The following is a 19,895-nucleotide window of genomic DNA, read 5'->3' on the forward strand; positions in this document are numbered from 1 at the left end:
AAAGAGGTATCGACCTTTTTGTTATAGCATTCAATCAATATGCCATTCTTTATAAAATTGTGTTAAAAACTGCTCCATAAAAGCATGTCTTTCTTCAGACAGTTGTCTACCAGTTTTAGTAAGCATTAATGCTTTTAATTTTAACAACTTATCATAAAAATGGCGTATAGCAGAAGGGGGCAAATTTGGAATGCTATCTGTATTTGGTGGTCCACTATGTGGCGATTCGGTCCACATAGGTTCATTAAAATGGCCTGCAAATTGAAAAGTTCTTGCAATACCAATTGCACCAATAGCATCCAATCGGTCAGCATCCCTTACAATTTGTCCTTCTATTGAAAGAGCTACCTCATTATTGCGCCCATTTCTATAACTCATATGTTCGATAATATAAATAATTGATTGTTGCTGCGTAGGTGTCACTTCAATATGTTCTAAAAATGTTTTAAGTTGATTTAATGCAATTGCTTTATCTGTTAATTTATCATCGATGACATCATGTAGTAAGGCAGATAACGTGATAATTAAGTAGTCACCCTGTTGTTCGTTTTTAGCAATGATTTGCGCTAACGACGTTACACGTTCCACATGCGCAATATCGTGACCAGAATAATCGCTTATATGAAACTCTTTCATATAATTATACGCTAACTTTATTTGCTGTTGTACATTCATGTTACGCTCCTTATTAAATTAACTTGTACGTATTTACAGTAATAATTGTAAATAGGATGACAATTATTAAAGACATTTATAAAATAGGTGAAAGTAATTGAGATATGCCTTCTTTGAATTTAATCCATAAACTTCGTTTATTATATAATTCCTCAGTAAGTTGATAAGAGACTTTCATATCCTGAATAAATGCTTCTTTCAATTGAGTTGCAATCGTCTCATCATAAACAAATGCATTCACTTCGAAATTTAGTGTGAAACTACGATTATCCATATTGGCTGTGCCTACTGATGCGATTTCATCATCAATAATTAAAGTTTTAGAATGTAAGAACCCATTATCATAATGATAAATTTTAACGCCAGCTGATAGTAGAGAAGCTGCATTTTTCAATGTAGCCCAATAAACGAAAGGATGATCCGGTTTATTAGGTATCATGATATTGACTTCCACACCACCTAAGGCTGCTATTTTAATTGCATCGATAAATGCTTGATCAGGTATAAAATAAGGTGATTGAATATATATAGAATGTTTTGCGGAAGATATCATTTTTAAGTAACCATATTTGATTTGTTCCCAATCTTCATCAGGACCACTTGACGCAATTTGTACGCCAATTGTTCCACCTGAGTCTACATCTGGAAAATAGCTATCTTTATATTCGATTGAATCACGATTGGATTGTGAATTCCAATCCAATATAAATCTAAGTTGCAGTGCGTTAACAGAATCGCCCTCTAATCTTAAGTGGGTGTCTCGCCAATAGCCAAACTTTTTATCTTTACCCAAATATTCATCACCGACATTGAACCCTCCTACATAACCAATTTTGCCATCAATAATAACGATTTTTCTATGGTTTCGGTTATTCATACGGAGATTGATGAGGGGAAGTTTAGAGGGAAAGAACGATTCCACATGTCCACCTTTTTGACGAAAATGTTTTAAATCTTTTTTTCTTAAAGTTCTTGAACCCATATCATCGTATAACATTTTAACTTCTAAGCCTTCATCAAGTTTATCCTCAAGTGCTGAGAGAATTTGACGGCCTAGTCCATCACTTTTAAAAATGTAGTACTGAATATGTATATAGTCTTGTGCATTTTTAATATCATTAAGTAATGCATCAAATTTAGCATGACCATCCGTATATATTTTGATGCGATTATCTGTCGTTAAGAACGCAGCATTGTTAAAAAGTAACATGCGTACCATTTCTTTAAACTTAACAATTTGATGATTACCTTTTGAGAAATCGTCACTTTCTAATGCTTCAATTTGTTCATCCACAATCATAGCAAGGCCTTTGCGGTCTTCTTTTTTCAATTTGAAAATGCGATTGCGCTGAATTTGGCGTCCTAATAGTAAATACAATATAAATCCAATGATTGGTAAAAATACTAAAACGAGAAGCCAAGCCCATATAGAGCCAGCACTGCGACGTTCCATAAAGATAATAACAAATGCAAAAATTAAGTTTAATATAAAGGCAGCAATTAATATGATATTAATAATCAATGAGGAATGCGTGAAAGACATTGAATATATTTCTACCATAGTACGCCTCCTGTTCAATATTTTAATTCTTGCAATAATAAGACAAGTTTTTACTTTCTTAACGTTAATTGTATCATGGCATTTACCAAATAGCATGACCCTTTTTCATGAAATAAGTTACAGTGTTTGACGAATAGTAAGGTAAATTATACGATATGATAGTACGTATAGAAAGGGTGACGACCTTGGAAAATTATGATAATGCACATCATTCTGATCAAATTAAACTAAATTTAAAATCGAGACTTAATCGCATTGAAGGGCAAGTTAGAGCAATCAATCGCATGATTGAAGAAGATGTTTACTGTGATGACGTGTTAACCCAAATTAGAGCTACAAGATCTGCTTTGAATAGTGTTGCCACTAAATTGTTAGATCATCACATGAAAAGCTGCATTATGGATAAAGTGAATAATGGGGCTCAAGAAGAAGCGATGGAAGAACTATTAGTAACGTTTCAGAAATTAATGAAAGATTAGGAGTAAATGAAATGAATTATAGTGAGATTAAATTGAGTGGTTTGCAAACGGAAGAGCAAGCCAATGCACTTCATCATAGACTAGAAGATATGATTGGTGTAAGTAAAGTAAGTGTTGAGCTAGATAAACAATTGGTCACAATATCTTATGAAACACCAACGAATTTAAATAGTATTGAAAAAGAAATTTATGATGATGGATTTAAGGTTTTAGGCTAATAAATGAAATTAATTTTATAAAATGTCAATTTTATGTGGAATTCATGTAGTAAAACATTGTTAATTGGGGTAGTATAACCTTGAAGTCATAAAACGAGGTGAAAGCCATGAGTCAATCGGATAAATTACAAAATGTTGTTAAACTACTATCATCACTAGGTGTAAATATTAAAAAAACTAAATCTCGTTTGGACATAATGAATACATTGCCAGCAACTACGCCTGTGCGTCAAGAACTTAAATAGTTTGCTAGCAATTAATAAAAATGTAGCCTGGGACATTAATCAATGTCTCAGGCTACATTTTTTATATTGTAGTTAATCTAATTGTGGGATTAGATCCCACACTAAAATTACGAAAGTGATTTTACAGTCAAAGCTAGGTGCAACAAAATATTATTTCTGTTCTACTTCTTTTTTATTAGGAGTAGTTTGTCTTTGATGGAAATGAATAGATAATACGACACCTATACCAACCATTAGACTCCAAAGTGAACTACCACCATAACTAATAAATGGTAATGGAATACCAGTAATTGGTAGTAATTGGATTGTCATTCCTATATTTTGGAATATATGGAAGACGAGTAAAGAAACGTAACCAATGATAAATATTTTACTAAATGGTGATTCCACTTTGGTAGCAAGTCGAATTAAATGGAAAATCAATGCTAAAAAGATAAGTAATAAAACGACAGCACCTATAAATCCCATTTCTTCTCCGACTACTGAAAATATAAAGTCGGTATGGTTCTCAGGGATATAAACTTCACCATGATTAAACCCTTTGCCCAAGAGTTGGCCAGAACCAATTGCTTTTAACGATTCTGTTAAATGATAACCGTCGCCTGCACTATAAGAATAGGGATCTAACCACGAATTAATACGGCCCATTTGATACATTTTAACGCCGAGAAGCCCTTCAATTAATGACGGTTTGTAGATAACTGCTAAAATAATCGTTCCACCAATAACAAATGCGGCTATAAATAATGGGGCTAATATTCTCCATGTAATGCCACTTATTAACATAATCCCAATAATAATTGCACATATCACAAGGGTTGTACCTAGGTCATTTTGCAATAGGATTAATGCCATTGGAATAATTGAGATGCCAATGATTTTAAAGAATAAAACTAAATCAGTTTGAAAAGATTTATTGAAAGTAAAGCGATTATGATTAGAAACACTCTTTGCTAATGCAAGAATTAAGATAACTTTCATAAATTCTGAAGGCTGTATACTTACTGGTCCAAAGGAATACCAACTTTTAGCACCGTTAATAATTGGTGTGATTGATGTTTCTGGTAAAATCAATAAACCAACAAGCAATATGCAAAAGATGAAGTATAGAATATATGTATTATTTTTAATCTTTTTAGGTGAAATAAGCATAATGATGAGCGCAATAATAGCACCCAATATATAGTAGATAATTTGGCGAATACTAAAGTTTGCACTATATTGGCCGCCACCCATAGCTGAGCTAATCGTAGTAACACTAATTATAGCTAATATTGTTAATAATGCTACGAGTATCCAGTCTATTTTACGTAGCCAATGCTTAGATGGCTGTTGACGGGATGAATATTTCATGAGAAAACTCCTTAAACTCTTATAATCTAACGAATAATATTATATACAAATTTTACATGACTTTAAGTTAATTTGCTAGAAAATAACAGAGTGAATGTGTAAAAGAAAAATAAACATCGCTTAATTGAGTTTAATTCTTATGCGATAATAAAAGATATTCATCACATAATCACATTTATATTTAAGTTGATAAATGCAAAATTGCTTTAGACTGTGATAATATTGATTTTTAGAAAGCATAGTTTAACCTAAATAAATTTCATAAAATATTAATAGTTAACTAAAAAGAAAAATTAAAAATGAGTTGAAAGAGATAAAAGTATTTGTGGGAAGTTGAAATATCAAATTGAGATAAAACTTTATACAAATGCGCGAGTTATGATCTTTCTTAATGGAGGAACTACTTATGGTAAAAGAAAACATTTGTATCGTATATGGTGGTAAAAGTGCTGAACACGATGTTTCGAAATTAACTGCGCAAAATGTTCTTAACGCAATTGATAAAGAAAAATATTTAGTCGATATCATTTATATAACGAATGATGGATTATGGAAGAAAAAAGATAATATTACTGAAGAAATTAAATCAATTGAATCACTTAATATGGCCGATGTAGAAGCAGGTGAGATCACAACTTTATTGAAAGAAAGTAGTGACGGTCAACCTTATGATGCGGTATTCCCATTACTCCATGGTCCAAATGGTGAGGACGGTACGATTCAAGGGTTGTTTGAAGTTCTGGATTTACCATACGTCGGTAATGGTGTATTAGCAGCATCAAGTTCAATGGATAAACTTGTTATGAAACAATTATTTGAACATAGAGGGTTACCACAATTACCTTACATTAGTTTCTTAAGAAGTGAATATGAAAAATATGAAGGTAATATTATCAAACTTGTTAAAGATAAACTTACATATCCTGTATTCGTAAAACCAGCGAACCTAGGTTCAAGCGTCGGTATCAGTAAATGTAACAATGAAGATGAATTAAAAGCTGGTATCGAGGAAGCTTTCCAATTTGACCGTAAGCTTGTTATTGAACAAGGTATTAATGCACGTGAAGTTGAAGTGGCTGTATTAGGTAATGATTATCCTGAAACAACATGGCCAGGCGAAGTCATTAAAGATGTTGCGTTTTATGATTACAAATCAAAATATAAGGACGGTAAAATTAGTTTACAAATCCCAGCAGAACTTGATGAAGAAGTACAAATGACTTTAAGAAATATGGCATTAGAAGCATTTAAAGCTACAGATTGTTCTGGTCTAGTACGTGCGGATTTCTTCGTTACTGAAGATAATCAAATTTTCATTAATGAAACGAATGCGATGCCTGGATTTACAGCATTTAGTATGTATCCAAGCTTATGGGAGAATATGGGACTATCCTATTCTGATTTAATTACTAAACTAATTGATTTAGCTAAAGAACGTCACGAGGATAAAAAGAAAAATAAATACACAATCGACTAAGAGGGGAATTCATAAATGATAGAAGTTTCATTAAAGCAAATTCAGGAATGGATACCTTGTGAGATAGAAACAGAATATTTACAACATACAATCAAAGGTGTAACGATTGATTCACGTGCAATCACACACGATATGCTATTTATCCCTTTTAAAGGTGAAAATGTAGATGGCCATCAATTTGTTTCACAAGCGTTAATAGATGGTGCCGGTGCATCTTTCTATGAAAAGGGCCATGACATCGATGATAATGTGAACGGACCAATTATTTGGGTAGACGATACGTTAGTTGCGTTACAGCAATTAGCCAAAGCCTATTTAAAACATGTGAATCCTAAAGTTATAGGTGTGACAGGCTCCAATGGTAAAACAACGACGAAAGATATGATTGAAAGTGTCTTACACACTGAGTTTAAAGTTAAAAAAACACAAGGTAACTACAACAATGAGATAGGCTTACCATTAACGATTTTAGAACTTGATCCAGATACTGAGATATCAATTTTAGAAATGGGTATGTCTGGTTTCCATGAAATCGAATTATTATCTACGATTGCTGAGCCTGACATTGCCGTTATTACGAATATTGGTGAGTCACATATGCAAGATTTGGGCTCACGTGAAGGTATTGCTCAAGCTAAATCAGAAATAACAATTGGACTTAAAGAAGGTGGAACGTTCATTTATGACGGTGACGAACCATTACTAGAACCACATGTTAAAGATGTTAAGCATGCTAAATGCCTAAGTATCGGTTTAAAACCAAATAATACTTTAGTTTGTGAAGTAGAGCAGAGTGAAAATGATGGTATTGCTTTTAATATTAATGGTAATGAACATTATAAATTGCCTATTCTAGGCATTCATAATATGAAAAATGCCGCTATCGCCATTGCTATTGGCCATGAATTAGGATTGGAATATGAAACAATTCAACATAATATTCATCATGTTCAACTTACAGGTATGCGCATGGAACGCCATATTACTGATAATGACATAACTATAATTAATGATGCGTATAACGCAAGTCCTACTAGTATGAAAGCAGCTATAGATACATTAAGCCAAATGGATGGCCGTAAAATCATTGTACTTGCTGATTCACTTGAATTAGGAGAAAATAGCCGTCAAATGCATGAAGATGTCGGTGCTTATTTAGAAGACAAAAATATCCAAACGCTATTAACATATGGTAACGATGCGAAATATATAAGTGACAAAGGTGGTCAATTTGTTGATCATGTTCAATATTTCACGGATAAACAAGCACTAACGCAATATTTAATGGATAATTTAGTTGCTAATGACAAAGTTCTAGTAAAGGGCTCACGTGGCAATAAGCTCGAAGAAGTAGTAAATAAATTGATTTAATTATTTTCAAGGTTGCTATTACGATTAGGCAAGTCACTTAAAAGGAATATAAATCCTTTAGTGACTTGTTTTTTTACTTTAAAAGCTAAAAAAAGTGTAAAAAATGTAAACGCTATTATGTCTTGAATCTTGGGAAAACGAACCTATCACTAGAATTGCTTTATTGCGATATATAATTTTAGGTGGTACTATATAGAAGTTGACGTAATAAGAGGACCTTATATACACAAACGTATATTGATAAATAAGAAAGTTAAAAGGAGAATTATATTGCAAAATTTTAAAGAACTAGGGATTTCGGATAAAACTGTAGAAACCCTTGAAGCAATGGGTTTTAAGGAACCTACACCTATCCAAAAAGATAGTATCCCTTATACATTAGAAGGAAGAGACATCCTTGGACAAGCGCAAACTGGGACAGGTAAAACTGGAGCGTTCGGGATTCCTTTAATAGAAAAAGTTGTGGGTCAATCAGGTGTACAAGCCTTAATATTAGCACCTACAAGAGAACTAGCTATGCAAGTAGCTGAACAATTAAGAGAATTTAGTCGTGGTCAAAATGTACAAGTTGTAACCGTATTTGGTGGTATGCCAATCGACCGTCAAATTAAAGCCTTAAAAAGAGGACCACAAATTGTTGTAGGTACACCAGGACGTGTTATTGATCACTTAAATAGACGTACATTAAAAACAAATGGTATTCATACATTAATTTTGGATGAAGCGGATGAAATGATGAACATGGGATTCATAGATGATATGAGATTCATTATGGATAAAATTCCTTCTGAGCAAAGACAAACCATGTTATTCTCAGCAACGATGCCTAAAGCAATTCAAACATTAGTACAACAATTTATGAAATCTCCTCAAATCGTTAAAACAATGAATAACGAAATGTCAGATCCTCAAATTGATGAATATTATACAATTGTTAAAGAACTTGAAAAATTCGATACATTCACTAATTTCTTAGATGTACATCAACCAGAGTTAGCTATAGTATTTGGTAGAACGAAACGTCGTGTTGATGAATTAACAAGTGCGTTATTATCAAAAGGTTATAAAGCAGAAGGTTTACACGGTGATATTACACAAGCTAAACGTTTAGAAGTATTAAAGAAATTTAAAAATGACCAAATTGATATCTTAGTAGCCACAGATGTTGCTGCTCGTGGATTAGATATTTCAGGTGTAAGTCATGTATATAACTTTGACATTCCTCAAGATACGGAAAGCTATACACATAGAATTGGTCGAACTGGTCGTGCTGGTAAAGAAGGTATCGCAGTTACATTTGTTAACCCTATTGAAATGGATTATATCCGTCAAATAGAAGATGCAAATGGAAGACGAATGAATGCGTTAAGACCGCCACACCGTAAAGAAGTATTAAAAGCGCGTGAAGATGACATCAAAGATAAAGTTAAAAATTGGATGTCACGTGAAAGTGAAGCGCGTTTGAAACGTATCTCAAGTGAGTTATTAAAAGAATACGATAGTACAGAATTAGTTGCATCATTACTACAAGAACTAGTTGAAGCGAATGATGAAGTTGAAGTACAATTAACATTTGAAAAACCATTAGCACGTAAAAATCGCCAAGGTAAAGGTAATGGATCACGCCGTGGTGGAAAACGTAATAATAAATTTGATAATAAAAACAAACGTTCTAAAGGTAACTTTAATAAGAAAAAAGGCAAAAAGCCAGATCGTCGCGAAAGACAAGATAAAGGTCGATCTACAATGAAAGGCCGAACTTTTGCAGATTTACAAAAATAAAATGCATCAATATTAATTTTATGATTAAACCATCTCATGCTTTTGAGGTGGTTTTTTAATTCGATACAAGCCTAAAAATAAATGAACCTTATTGCATCTTCGCTATAGGAGCGTAAGCATCATATCGAATATGATATAATAAAGTAAAATTGCAAAGGAGTATATTATGAAGGTAGAACGATCATTTCATAAAAGTCCTAAAAATGCACTGAAATACCACTGGATCAATAGTGGTATCTTATTTTTAATAGAACTAATTATCATTGCTGCACTATTTTCAATGTGGCAATATTTTAATTGGTACCACTTTATTGTCTACATACTTATCTTCTTAGTCTTCATTTCGATTATTCGTTTACTATTACAACCGATTATCAAGTATAAATATCGTTATTATAGGGTTGATAATAGAAATGTCGAAGTTAAAAAAACTTTTATTTTTAAAAAACACCAAATAACTAAAATTGAACGTCTACAATTTTTAGAAATTAAAAGTAACCCTATTTTAAAATTATTAAAATTAAATGTTTTAATTTTTGTAACTGCGGGGCATGAACTGAAATTACCCATTGTCTCAGAAGAAGAAATGAATGAATTATCAGAAGATATTTTTATAGCATTGCGAGGTGCTGATTCAGATGTTTAATCCCCAAAAATTACATCCTATTTCATACATAACAGGGATAATAGATGTGATTAAACAAAATATTTTTACATTTATCGTATTTGTTGGTTTTAATATTTGGAATTTTGATTTTACAGAAATTCGACATTATATTGGTCCATCCATCTTTTTATTCATCTTTATCTTAACGTTTATACATCGATTTTTAGAAATTAAAGTTACAAGATATTGGATTGAAGATGACCAATTTATTGTTACTTCTGGCTGGTTAAATAAAAAAAGAAAAGAACTAAATTTAAGCAGAATTCAGTCATTAGATACAACACAAGGTTTGATTAATCAAATCGTTGGTGGTGTTCGTTTACAAATCAAAGCGCCAAGTGATGGCATTGAATTGTCAACAATAACTAAGAAACAAAGTGATTTAATTGAACAAACTATCCGTTCTAGACAAAAAGAATTAAATAATGATGCGCTGGAATACACGATCAATGATGCTATAGGTGATAATGAACTAAATACTGAGCGATTAAATGCATCGACGAGTTCAACAAAGCGTAATCCAGAGCATGTGTTTAAAATGTCCTTAAGTTCATTAATACTAATGGCTATGACGAGCGGTGCAATTGGAGTGGCTTTTGCTACAGTTTCACCAATAGTAGGTGCATTTCAAAATGTGATACCTTGGGATAAATGGACGTCTAATCTATGGCAATGGGTGAATTCTGTACTTATAATTGTACTATTTATAGTTGCATCTATTTTAATCATTAGTTATGTGTTAGGAACTATAATCACGATTATACGTTACTATAACTACAAAGTTGTCCAACAGGGTAATCATCTTAAGATTAGTTACGGTCTTTTTAATGTGAAAAATCTAACAGTGCCAACAGATCGACTACAAGCCGTATTAGAGAAACAATCTTTCTTAAGAAAAATCTTTGGATACACCTCTATACACTTTATTATCACGAGTGATATGGATATCGAGTCTAATGATGATGCAAGTAATAATGGTAAAATTATGATATTACCATTTATAAAACAAAAAGAAGCATATGAAATTATTGGCGAGCTTGTGCCTGAAATGAAGTTTAATAAGGTTCAAAACATTATGCCGTGGAATGGATTTCATCGTCACTTTTTCATACCGAGTATAATTGTTTTAATTATCGCTAGTATTGGAACTTATTTTTGGAGTGCATGGAGCTTTTTTATCGCTTTAATTATCATTATTGTGATGATGGCACATGCATATATCTACGTTAAAAATGCTGGCCTAGTGATAGAAAATGATGAAATTACTTTGAAACGAGTGAGTACGTTTGGTTTTCAAACATATTATTTCAAAACAAATAAAATTATAGGTATAGAGACGAGCCAACATCCTCTACTTGAAAGAAGTCATTTAGCTAATATTTACTTCTTTGTTGCTAAGGGATCAATATTTGAATTTATGGAATTAAAGTTTATAAAAGAAGAAACTTCGCAACGCTATGTTGATGCGTATTTAAGAGGTGAGTACGATGACTAATTATAATTACATGAATAAAAATGGCCCTAAAGTGATGAGGATTGCTTCAATGATTGCTAGTATTATTTTTACAATTATTGTGGTAGTAGCAAGTGTATTATGTGATTTATACATTGAAGCATTGCATCGCCTATTGATTGTAAGTGTTGCGATAGGACTTATAATTTTATGTTGTGTTGTTTTTATATTTCTAATACCATTTTTAAAATATAAAAATTTTCGCTATTATTATTCGAACAATGAAATTTATATAAGACGAGGTATTATTTTTATCAACACTAAAATCATTCCTTTTTATCGAATTCAGAATATCGATATTGAGGAAGGGTTTCTAATGAGAAAATATCAATTAGCAACATTACATTTATCGACTGCCGGTGGTATTTCTCAAATAGACCTGATTACAAAAACAGACGCAATAAATCTTAAACAAATGATACAAAATAAGAAAAATATACAGCAGAATGATATTAATGAAATGGCTACAACAATAGATCGTTCAAATCTACCTAGTGAGTGAGGGCTTAGCATGATATATGGAATAGGTATTGATTTAATAGAAATTGAAAGAATTAAGAACGCTTTCGAGAAACAAACAGACAGGTTAGTCAAAAGAATTTTAACTCAAGAAGAAGAACAAAAGTTCCAATCATTTAAAAGTGAAAAGAGAAAACTAGAGTTTCTTTCAGGTCGTTTCGCAACGAAAGAAGCGTTCAGTAAGGCATTAGGAACTGGTTTAGGAAAAACAGTGGCCTTTAAAGATATTAATTGTTATAACGATAGCAATGGGAAACCATGTATTGATTACGAAGGCTTTATCGTACATGTATCTATTACACACACTGAGCATTATGCGATGAGTCAGGTTTTATTAGAAAAGAGAGATTAACAGTATTATAATGTAAATAATTTCTACCTCGCCAATTGCACGAGATAAATCAACTACTACATGGTATTTAATAGTAAAGAGGAGGACTACTTATGTCAGATAAATTCTATAGATCAACCTACTTAAATGTAGATTTATCAGCAATTTTAAATAATTATAATGCATTCAAATCGTTGCATAACAATAAAACGGTGATACCAGTCGTAAAAGCAAATAGCTATGGTTTAGGAAGCGTCAAGATAGCACAACATTTAATGAAAAACGGTGCTACGTTTTTTGCAGTTGCCACTCTTGACGAAGCGATTGAATTACGAATGCATGGTGTAAATGCGCAAATACTTATTTTAGGCGTTATACCACTTGAAGATATAAACAAAGCAATTCAACATAGAGTTGCATTGACTGTACCTTCACTACAATGGCTTCAACATGCAATTGATCTAATTAGTGATGATAATGAAAAGAATCTATGGCTACATGTAAAATTAGACACAGGGATGGGTAGACTTGGAATTAAATCATTAGAAGAATACAAAGAAGTTATCCGTCTAATTCATAGCCAACCGCATTTAATATTCGAAGGCGTATATACGCACTTCGCTAATGCAGATGAACCGGGCGATTCTATGGATCAACAGTATGAACAATTTGAGCAAATAGTCACGCAAGCTGAAAAGCCAAAATATATCCATGCACAAAACTCAGCAGGTTCTTTATTAAGACATTATGAACTATGTAACGCCATTAGATTAGGTATCTCCTTATATGGCTACTATCCGTCAGCGTATGTTAAAGAAACAGTTACTACTCAATTGCAACCAAGTACGCAATTAAAAACACAAGTAGTCCAAACTAAATATTTAAAACCAGGTGAATCTGTCAGTTATGGAAGCACCTATACAGCAACTGACAATATGAAGATTGCGATTCTACCTATTGGTTATGCAGATGGTTACTTACGTTCAATGCAAGGTGCATATGTAAGTGTAAACGGTCATCAATGCGAAGTCATCGGCCGTGTATGTATGGATCAAATGATTATACATGTGCCTGAAGATGTGCAAGAAGGCGATACTGTGACACTTATAGATAACTCAAGTGATTCCCCACAATCAGTGGAAGCTTTAGCACAAAAGCAACACACGATTAGTTATGAAGTACTATGCAATTTAGGTCGACGTTTACCTAGAATCTACGAAGTTGATGACGAGATGCATGTAACTAATGAATTATTAAAATAGTATAGTCACTTGATACAAAATTTGTTATTATAAAAATAAATTAAAGTTTATAATGTTGTATTTGGTATCAATTGGAGGTTCATATTATGCTTACTTTTAATCAAAATAGAAGTCACAGTCTTGAACAATCTTTAAAAGAGGGCTATGCTCAGATGGCCGAATTAAATCTCTCCCTAGCGACAGAAGCTTTTCCATTAGAATGTGAAGCTTGTGATTGCAATGAAACGTACATTATTTCTAATTATAAGAGTGAATGATTAGAAGAGGCGATGTATATTTAGCTGATTTGTCACCAGTACAGGGTTCAGAACAAGGGGGAGTCAGACCTGTAGTTATCATTCAAAATGATACTGGCAACAAATATAGTCCTACCGTAATCGTCGCTGCGATTACGGGAAGGATTAATAAAGCGAAAATACCAACACATGTTGAAATTGAAAAAAAGAAATATAGACTTGATAAGGATTCAGTTATCCTTCTAGAGCAAATTCGTACACTAGATAAAAAGCGATTAAAAGAAAAATTAACGTACTTATCTGAAGAGAAAATGCAAGAAGTAGATGATGCCTTAGATATTAGTTTAGGATTACATGATGAAGTTAAATCCCAAAATTCTTAACTAAATTCATGTATAATCCAAATGTATTTCATATTAACTATTAAAGACAAAATTTTTAATATCAGTTGTTCAAATATTTAATTATTTGATTTCAAAGTACTTAATACATATGCATTATGAAAGAAGATAAGTACGAAAATGATTGAAAGGTCTTTAGTTGTTGACTTTAGGTAATACCTAAAGTCTTTTTTAAATAGAGAGTTTATTATTTAATATTATGTCATTAGCATTAGTAAATTTTATTAATAAATATTAAATACATATAAATAAGTCATTAGCGATCCATTTATTGAGATAAGGAGGCAGATTCGTGGAAGAATTTAAAAAGCATTATAAGCAACTTATAGATGAAAGTTTAGTTACGAAAAATAAACAACAATTTCTAATAAAATGTAATGATTTTACAGATGAAGTCATAAAAAAAGATATTCTACCTGAAGATATTGTGAATATACACAAATCATATGTAACCTCCTTGAATTTAGAGAAAGAACAAATTTTGAATACATTAGATGTTTTGCAAGAAGTAGTCAAAGGATTTGGCTATAGCTATCGAGACTACCAAAAGTTAGTTGATAAAATGCAATTCCACGATAAAGAAATTGACTTAGCTTCAAGGCTTCAACAAACCATGTTGAAAACGGATATTCCTCAATTTGATAGTATTCAAATCGGTGTGATTTCTGTCGCTGCACAGAAAGTAAGTGGCGATTATTTTAATTTAATTGACCATCGAGATGGAACGATGAGTTTTGCGGTTGCTGATGTCATAGGTAAAGGTATCCCTGCTGCACTAGCAATGAGTATGATTAAGTTCGGAATGGACTCTTATGGCCACTCTCAATTGCCAAGTGATGGTTTAAAGCGTCTCAATCGAGTTGTTGAAAAAAACGTAAATCAAAATATGTTTGTAACTATGTTTTATGGACTCTATGAAGAAATGAACCATTTATTATATTGTAGTTCTGCTGGACACGAGCCGGGATACATATATCGAGCGGAAACTGAAACGTTCGAAGAAATTGACGTTAGAGGTAGAGTACTAGGTGTAAGTCAGCACACTAGATATAATCAACAAGAAATCCCAATCTACTTAGATGATTTAGTTATAATATTTACAGATGGTGTGACAGAAGCAAGATATACGGATGGTGAATTTATCGCTAAAAAGACATTGTTAAACCTTATTCGAAAATATAAGCATATGCATCCACAAGATATAGTACAAATACTTTATGAAGCTATATTAAAAATTCAAAATCCTAACAAACGCGACGATATGACTATATTGATTATAAAACGTGTAAATTAAATATTAAATTTATTGATTATATAAATCTAACTATGGGTATACTTACTAGAGTATACATAATTGGTAGTAACAAAAGACTAAAATGGGAGTGTAAGAACTATGAACCTTAACATTGAAACGGTAACACATGATGAATATTATGAAGTTATTGTTGCTGGTGAATTAGATGTATATACTGTACCTGAATTGGAAGAAGTATTAATGCCAATGAGACAAGAAGGTACACATGATATTCACGTTAATGTAACAAACGTTAGTTATATGGATTCTACAGGATTAGGATTATTTGTAGGAACATTAAAAGCATTGAACCAAAATGATAAAGAGTTATATATCTTAGGCGTATCAGATAGAATCGGAAGATTATTTGATATTACTGGTCTTAAAGACTTAATGCATGTCAATGAAGGAACGGAGGTAGAATAACTTGCCAATTAAAAATGATTATATCGAGATGAAATTGCCTGCCTCTGCCGAATATGTAAGTCTAATTCGCTTAACGTTATCAGGGGTATTTTCAAGAGCAGGCGCATCTTATGACGATATCGAAGATTCTAAAATTGCAGTAAGTGAAGCCGTTACTAACGCAGTTAAACATGCTTATAAAAATAAAGATACAAATGGTATGATTAATTTATGTTTTGAGTTATTTGATGATAAAATAAAAATTATTATCTCAGATCAAGGCGAAAGTTTTGATTATGAGACAACGAAATCACAATTAGGACCTTACGATGAGAATGAAAATATCGATTTCTTACGTGAAGGCGGACTTGGTTTATTCTTAATTGAATCCTTAATGGATGAAGTGAAAGTCTTTAAAGAATCTGGTGTAACAATCAGTATGATTAAGTATATAAAAAAAGAGCAGGTGCCAAATAATGACGAAAGAGTCGAAATCAGTTAATGATGTATCACCTGAACAAATTAACCAATGGATTAAGGAACATCAAGATAACGCTAATACAGAAGCTCAAGACAGATTAGTCAATCATTACCGTAAACTAATTGAATCGTTGGCTTATAAGTATTCAAAAGGGCAATCACATCACGAAGATTTAGTTCAAGTTGGTATGGTTGGTTTAATAGGTGCTATTAACAGATTTGACCTGTCTTTTGATCGCAAATTTGAAGCATTCTTAGTACCGACCGTTATTGGTGAGATTAAGAGATATTTAAGAGATAAAACTTGGAGTGTTCATGTTCCAAGAAGAATAAAAGAAATCGGTCCACGTATAAAAAAAGTAAGCGATGAATTAACGAATGAATTAGAACGTTCCCCATCAATAGCAGAAATTGCTGATCGTTTGGAAGTTTCTGAAGAAGAAGTACTTGAAGCTATGGAAATGGGACAAAGTTATAATGCGCTTAGCGTGGATCACTCGATTGAAGCAGATAAAGATGGTTCAACAGTGACTTTATTAGATATAATGGGTCAAAGAGATGACAATTATGACTTAACAGAAAAACGTATGATTCTGGAACGTATTTTGCCTATTCTTTCAGATAGAGAAAGAGAAATCATTCAATGCACATTTATTGAAGGGCTAAGCCAGAAAGAAACTGGTGAACGCATTGGTTTAAGTCAAATGCATGTGTCTCGATTGCAAAGAACTGCAATCAAGAAATTACAGCAAGCTGCTAAACAGTAAAATAGTAATAGAAACTGAGGTATCGTCATGCCTCAGTTTTTTTATATTGATATGAATAAATAAAAATAGGTACAAAGTTGACTTAATAAATTAACATGAAAAATATGATAAAATTGAGTAGAAAATATGAAAAAGTGTGGTCATAAAATGAATAAAAATTTAATTGATGAAATAACAACAAAATATCAATTTTCTGAAAAACAAGTGAAATCATTATTAAGTTTATTAGAAGACAACAATACGGTTCCCTTTATTGCAAGATATCGTAAAGAAGCAACTGGAGGATTGGATGAAGTTCAAATCAAACAGATTTCAGATGAATACCAATACGTTGCAAATTTACAAAAAAGAAAAGAAGAAGTTATACATAATATTGAACAACAAGGCTTATTAACAAATGAGTTGAGAGAAGATATACTTAAACAAACTAAATTGCAACGTGTCGAAGATTTATATAGACCTTTTAAACAAAAGAAGAAAACACGAGCGACAGAAGCTAAAAGAAAAGGTTTAGAAAGCTTAGCTAAATGGATCTATGATGGACAGCAAGGTGACTTAAAACAAAAGGCAGAAAGTTTCATTACTGATGAGGTAACAAATATTGATGAGGCGATTCAAGGTGCATTAGATATCATTGCTGAACATGTTTCAGATAATCCTAAATATCGTAGTCGCATATTAAAAGAGCTTTATAGACAGGGAAGTATTGTGACAACTAAGAAGAAGAAAGCAGAAGATGAAAAAGAAATATTTGCAATGTATTATGACTATGTAGAACCTATTAGGCATGTAGCAAATCATAGAGTACTTGCTATGAATCGTGGTGAAAAAGAAAAAATTCTATCAATCAAAATAGAATTTGATACAAAACAAGTAGCTAGTTCAATTGAGAAAAGTGAAATTAAACATCAAAATCCGCATAGAGATTATATTAAGCTAGCTATTGAGGATAGTCTGAAACGATTAATTATGCCTTCAATCGAAAGAGAAATTCGAGCCGATTTAACTAGTAAAGCTGAACAACATGCCATTGAAGTCTTTAGTGAAAACTTAAAACATTTGTTATTACAACCACCTATGAAGGGTAAGCAAATTTTAGGTGTTGACCCAGCATTTAGAACAGGTTGCAAGTTAGCAGTAATTAATCCATTCGGCACTTTTATTGATAAGAGTGTGATTTATCCACACCCACCTAAATCTAAGATAGAAGCATCAGAAAAAGAAATAGTCAGAATGATTAAAGAAAATCATGTTGAACTCATTGCTATTGGTAATGGTACAGCGAGTCGTGAGACTGAACAATTTGTTGCAAATGTTATTAAAAAGTATAACTTAGAAATTAAATTTATTATTGTCAATGAAGCGGGTGCTTCTGTTTATTCAGCATCTGAAATTGCTAGATCAGAGTTTCCTGATTTTCAAGTTGAAGAACGTAGTGCAGTATCCATCGGTAGACGTGTTCAAGACCCTTTAAGTGAATTAGTTAAAATAGATCCTAAATCTATTGGAGTTGGACAATATCAACACGATGTAAATCAAAAAGAACTTGAAAGCGCACTAACATTTGTAGTTGAAACTGCTGTTAACCAAGTGGGCGTTGATGTAAATACGGCTTCTAAATCATTATTACAATATGTATCTGGATTATCTGGTACGATTGCTCAAAACATCATTGATTACCGTGAAGAGAATGGAGCCATTAAGCACAATAAAGAAATTAGTAAAGTGAAACGTTTAGGTGCAAAAACATTTGAACAAAGTATCGGATTCTTGCGTATTGTAGATGGTACTGAACCATTAGATAATACTTCTATTCACCCTGAAAGTTATGACGTAACGTATAAATTATTGGGTATTTTAGATTTAAGTATTAAAGATTTAGGTACTGATAAACTTAAAACAGAGCTATCAAAAGTAAATGTGGATCAAGTAGCTAATCAATTAAATGTCGGAGTACCTACACTTGAAGATATAATTAAATCATTAATGGCACCTAATCGAGATCCTAGAGATGAATTCGAAACGCCAATCTTGAAGTCAGATGTATTATCTATTGAAGATTTAAAAGTAGGTATGAAATTAAGTGGCACCGTAAGAAATGTAGTTGATTTCGGAGCATTCGTTGATATAGGTGTGAAACAAGATGGCTTGGTCCATGTATCGAAACTATCTAAAAAATTCGTCAAAAATCCAATGGACATCGTAAGTGTGGGAGACATAGTGGATGTGTGGATACTAGATATAGATCAAACTAAAGGCAAGGTGTCTTTAACCATGATTGATTCCCATGAATAATAATGAATTACAAATTGTAGTAGAACGTATTTCAAGTCAGTTTTTTAATAGACCGTTTTGTCATAAAGCTTTATTTAATAACAAGCTACGCACCACTGGTGGTCGCTATATGTTAAAATCACATAATATCGAAATTAATCCCAAGCAATATCAATATTATGGGGAGAAAGCATTAATTGATATCATTAAACATGAATTGTGCCATTATCATTTACACATACTCGGAAAAGGGTATCAACATAAAAATACAGATTTTAAAGTGTTAAGTAAGCAAGTAGGTGCACCAAGATTTTGTACGCCTATTCAAACGTATGAAGAACGTGCTAATTACGTATATCAATGTAAATCATGTGGTTGCCAATATCTCAGAATTAAAAAAGTCGATGTGAAAAAGATGAGATGCGGGAAGTGCAAGGGGAAGTTATCACTAATAAAACGCGTTAATTGAAATAACTAAGCAAATACGTATTGGTAGTGGGACAGAATTCTTTTTAGATACGTCGTATCCCCAACCTGCTTAGCTTGTAAAATCACTTTCGTGATTTTTTGTGTTGGGGCCCCGCC

The 19,895-nt window shown here is 32.3% G+C and carries 22 protein-coding genes; 19 read left to right on the plus strand and 3 right to left on the minus strand.

All coding sequences use genetic code 11. From position 1 onward, the window contains the following. Positions 1–30: 30 nt before the first annotated feature. Positions 31–675: an HD domain-containing protein gene (locus KA878_RS09450; RefSeq protein ID WP_193839111.1), complete on the minus strand. Its 645-nt coding sequence runs from the start codon at positions 673–675 to the stop codon at positions 31–33. A 76-nt stretch (positions 676–751) separates the two neighbouring features. Next, complete coding sequence (gene cls, locus KA878_RS09455) at positions 752–2,236, minus strand: cardiolipin synthase (RefSeq protein ID WP_053031194.1); 1,485 nt, start codon at positions 2,234–2,236, stop codon at positions 752–754. Positions 2,237–2,421: 185 nt separating this feature from the next. Here cls and csoR point away from each other — a divergent pair, with 185 nt between their 5' ends. The 3 genes from csoR to KA878_RS09470 all read left to right on the plus strand — a co-directional run bounded on the left by csoR (position 2,422) and on the right by KA878_RS09470 (position 3,178). Next, the gene (csoR, locus tag KA878_RS09460; protein ID WP_193839112.1) at positions 2,422–2,715 is read left to right on the plus strand and encodes a copper-sensing transcriptional repressor CsoR; all 294 of its coding nucleotides are present in this window, start codon (positions 2,422–2,424) and stop codon (positions 2,713–2,715) included. Positions 2,716–2,726: 11 nt separating this feature from the next. Beyond that, complete coding sequence (gene csoZ / locus KA878_RS09465; RefSeq protein WP_075109069.1) at positions 2,727–2,933, plus strand: putative copper chaperone CsoZ; 207 nt, start codon at positions 2,727–2,729, stop codon at positions 2,931–2,933. A gap of 107 nt (positions 2,934–3,040) precedes the next feature. Next, positions 3,041–3,178 (plus strand): Lmo0850 family protein, encoded by a 138-nt coding sequence (locus KA878_RS09470; protein WP_107630147.1) that lies wholly within the window; start codon positions 3,041–3,043, stop codon positions 3,176–3,178. Positions 3,179–3,328: 150 nt separating this feature from the next. Here KA878_RS09470 and KA878_RS09475 read toward each other — a convergent pair whose 3' ends face one another. Then, the gene (locus KA878_RS09475) at positions 3,329–4,531 is read right to left on the minus strand and encodes an FtsW/RodA/SpoVE family cell cycle protein (RefSeq protein ID WP_075109070.1); all 1,203 of its coding nucleotides are present in this window, start codon (positions 4,529–4,531) and stop codon (positions 3,329–3,331) included. A gap of 406 nt (positions 4,532–4,937) precedes the next feature. Here KA878_RS09475 and KA878_RS09480 point away from each other — a divergent pair, with 406 nt between their 5' ends. From KA878_RS09480 to KA878_RS09555, 16 genes are all read left to right on the plus strand, one after another. Further along, positions 4,938–6,008 carry a D-alanine--D-alanine ligase gene (locus KA878_RS09480; protein ID WP_053031202.1) on the plus strand — a complete coding sequence of 357 codons (1,071 nt, stop codon included), beginning with the start codon at positions 4,938–4,940 and terminating at the stop codon, positions 6,006–6,008. Between the two features lie 15 nt (positions 6,009–6,023). Beyond that, positions 6,024–7,379 carry a UDP-N-acetylmuramoyl-tripeptide--D-alanyl-D-alanine ligase gene (locus tag KA878_RS09485; RefSeq protein ID WP_075109072.1) on the plus strand — a complete coding sequence of 452 codons (1,356 nt, stop codon included), beginning with the start codon at positions 6,024–6,026 and terminating at the stop codon, positions 7,377–7,379. A gap of 270 nt (positions 7,380–7,649) precedes the next feature. Further along, entirely contained in the window at positions 7,650–9,161 is a 1,512-nt protein-coding gene (gene cshA, locus KA878_RS09490) for a degradosome RNA helicase CshA (RefSeq protein ID WP_193839113.1), read from the plus strand. A 166-nt stretch (positions 9,162–9,327) separates the two neighbouring features. After that, positions 9,328–9,807: a PH domain-containing protein gene (locus KA878_RS09495; RefSeq protein WP_053031208.1), complete on the plus strand. Its 480-nt coding sequence runs from the start codon at positions 9,328–9,330 to the stop codon at positions 9,805–9,807. Further along, positions 9,800–11,323 (plus strand): PH domain-containing protein, encoded by a 1,524-nt coding sequence (locus KA878_RS09500; RefSeq protein ID WP_193839114.1) that lies wholly within the window; start codon positions 9,800–9,802, stop codon positions 11,321–11,323. Before KA878_RS09495 ends, KA878_RS09500 begins: the two co-directional genes overlap by 8 nt. Beyond that, on the plus strand, positions 11,316–11,843 hold the full coding sequence (locus KA878_RS09505; RefSeq protein WP_193839115.1) for a PH domain-containing protein: 528 nt from the start codon (positions 11,316–11,318) through the stop codon (positions 11,841–11,843). The genes KA878_RS09500 and KA878_RS09505 overlap by 8 nt, the downstream gene beginning before the upstream one ends. A gap of 9 nt (positions 11,844–11,852) precedes the next feature. Then, complete coding sequence (gene acpS / locus KA878_RS09510; protein WP_193839116.1) at positions 11,853–12,212, plus strand: holo-ACP synthase; 360 nt, start codon at positions 11,853–11,855, stop codon at positions 12,210–12,212. Positions 12,213–12,304: 92 nt separating this feature from the next. After that, the gene (gene alr / locus KA878_RS09515) at positions 12,305–13,453 is read left to right on the plus strand and encodes an alanine racemase (RefSeq protein WP_193839117.1); all 1,149 of its coding nucleotides are present in this window, start codon (positions 12,305–12,307) and stop codon (positions 13,451–13,453) included. A gap of 86 nt (positions 13,454–13,539) precedes the next feature. Further along, entirely contained in the window at positions 13,540–13,710 is a 171-nt protein-coding gene (gene mazE / locus KA878_RS09520) for a type II toxin-antitoxin system antitoxin MazE (protein ID WP_037538759.1), read from the plus strand. Next, the gene (locus KA878_RS09525) at positions 13,707–14,072 is read left to right on the plus strand and encodes a type II toxin-antitoxin system PemK/MazF family toxin (RefSeq protein WP_053031219.1); all 366 of its coding nucleotides are present in this window, start codon (positions 13,707–13,709) and stop codon (positions 14,070–14,072) included. Before mazE ends, KA878_RS09525 begins: the two co-directional genes overlap by 4 nt. Before the next feature lie 310 nt (positions 14,073–14,382). Further along, entirely contained in the window at positions 14,383–15,384 is a 1,002-nt protein-coding gene (locus KA878_RS09530) for a SpoIIE family protein phosphatase (RefSeq protein ID WP_053031221.1), read from the plus strand. A 99-nt stretch (positions 15,385–15,483) separates the two neighbouring features. After that, positions 15,484–15,810, plus strand: coding sequence for an anti-sigma factor antagonist (locus tag KA878_RS09535; protein WP_011275274.1), 327 nt, complete (start codon positions 15,484–15,486; stop codon positions 15,808–15,810). Between the two features lie 28 nt (positions 15,811–15,838). Next, the gene (gene rsbW, locus KA878_RS09540; protein ID WP_070854366.1) at positions 15,839–16,291 is read left to right on the plus strand and encodes an anti-sigma B factor RsbW; all 453 of its coding nucleotides are present in this window, start codon (positions 15,839–15,841) and stop codon (positions 16,289–16,291) included. Beyond that, the gene (gene sigB / locus KA878_RS09545) at positions 16,266–17,036 is read left to right on the plus strand and encodes an RNA polymerase sigma factor SigB (protein ID WP_070854339.1); all 771 of its coding nucleotides are present in this window, start codon (positions 16,266–16,268) and stop codon (positions 17,034–17,036) included. The genes rsbW and sigB overlap by 26 nt, the downstream gene beginning before the upstream one ends. Positions 17,037–17,183: 147 nt before the next feature. Continuing rightward, positions 17,184–19,331 (plus strand): Tex family protein, encoded by a 2,148-nt coding sequence (locus tag KA878_RS09550; protein ID WP_193839118.1) that lies wholly within the window; start codon positions 17,184–17,186, stop codon positions 19,329–19,331. Then, positions 19,324–19,779 carry a SprT family protein gene (locus KA878_RS09555; protein ID WP_193839119.1) on the plus strand — a complete coding sequence of 152 codons (456 nt, stop codon included), beginning with the start codon at positions 19,324–19,326 and terminating at the stop codon, positions 19,777–19,779. The genes KA878_RS09550 and KA878_RS09555 overlap by 8 nt, the downstream gene beginning before the upstream one ends. Positions 19,780–19,895 lie beyond the last annotated feature (116 nt).

Source organism: Staphylococcus sp. GDY8P57P (assembly GCF_017892585.1).
Lineage (GTDB): Bacteria > Bacillota > Bacilli > Staphylococcales > Staphylococcaceae > Staphylococcus > Staphylococcus borealis.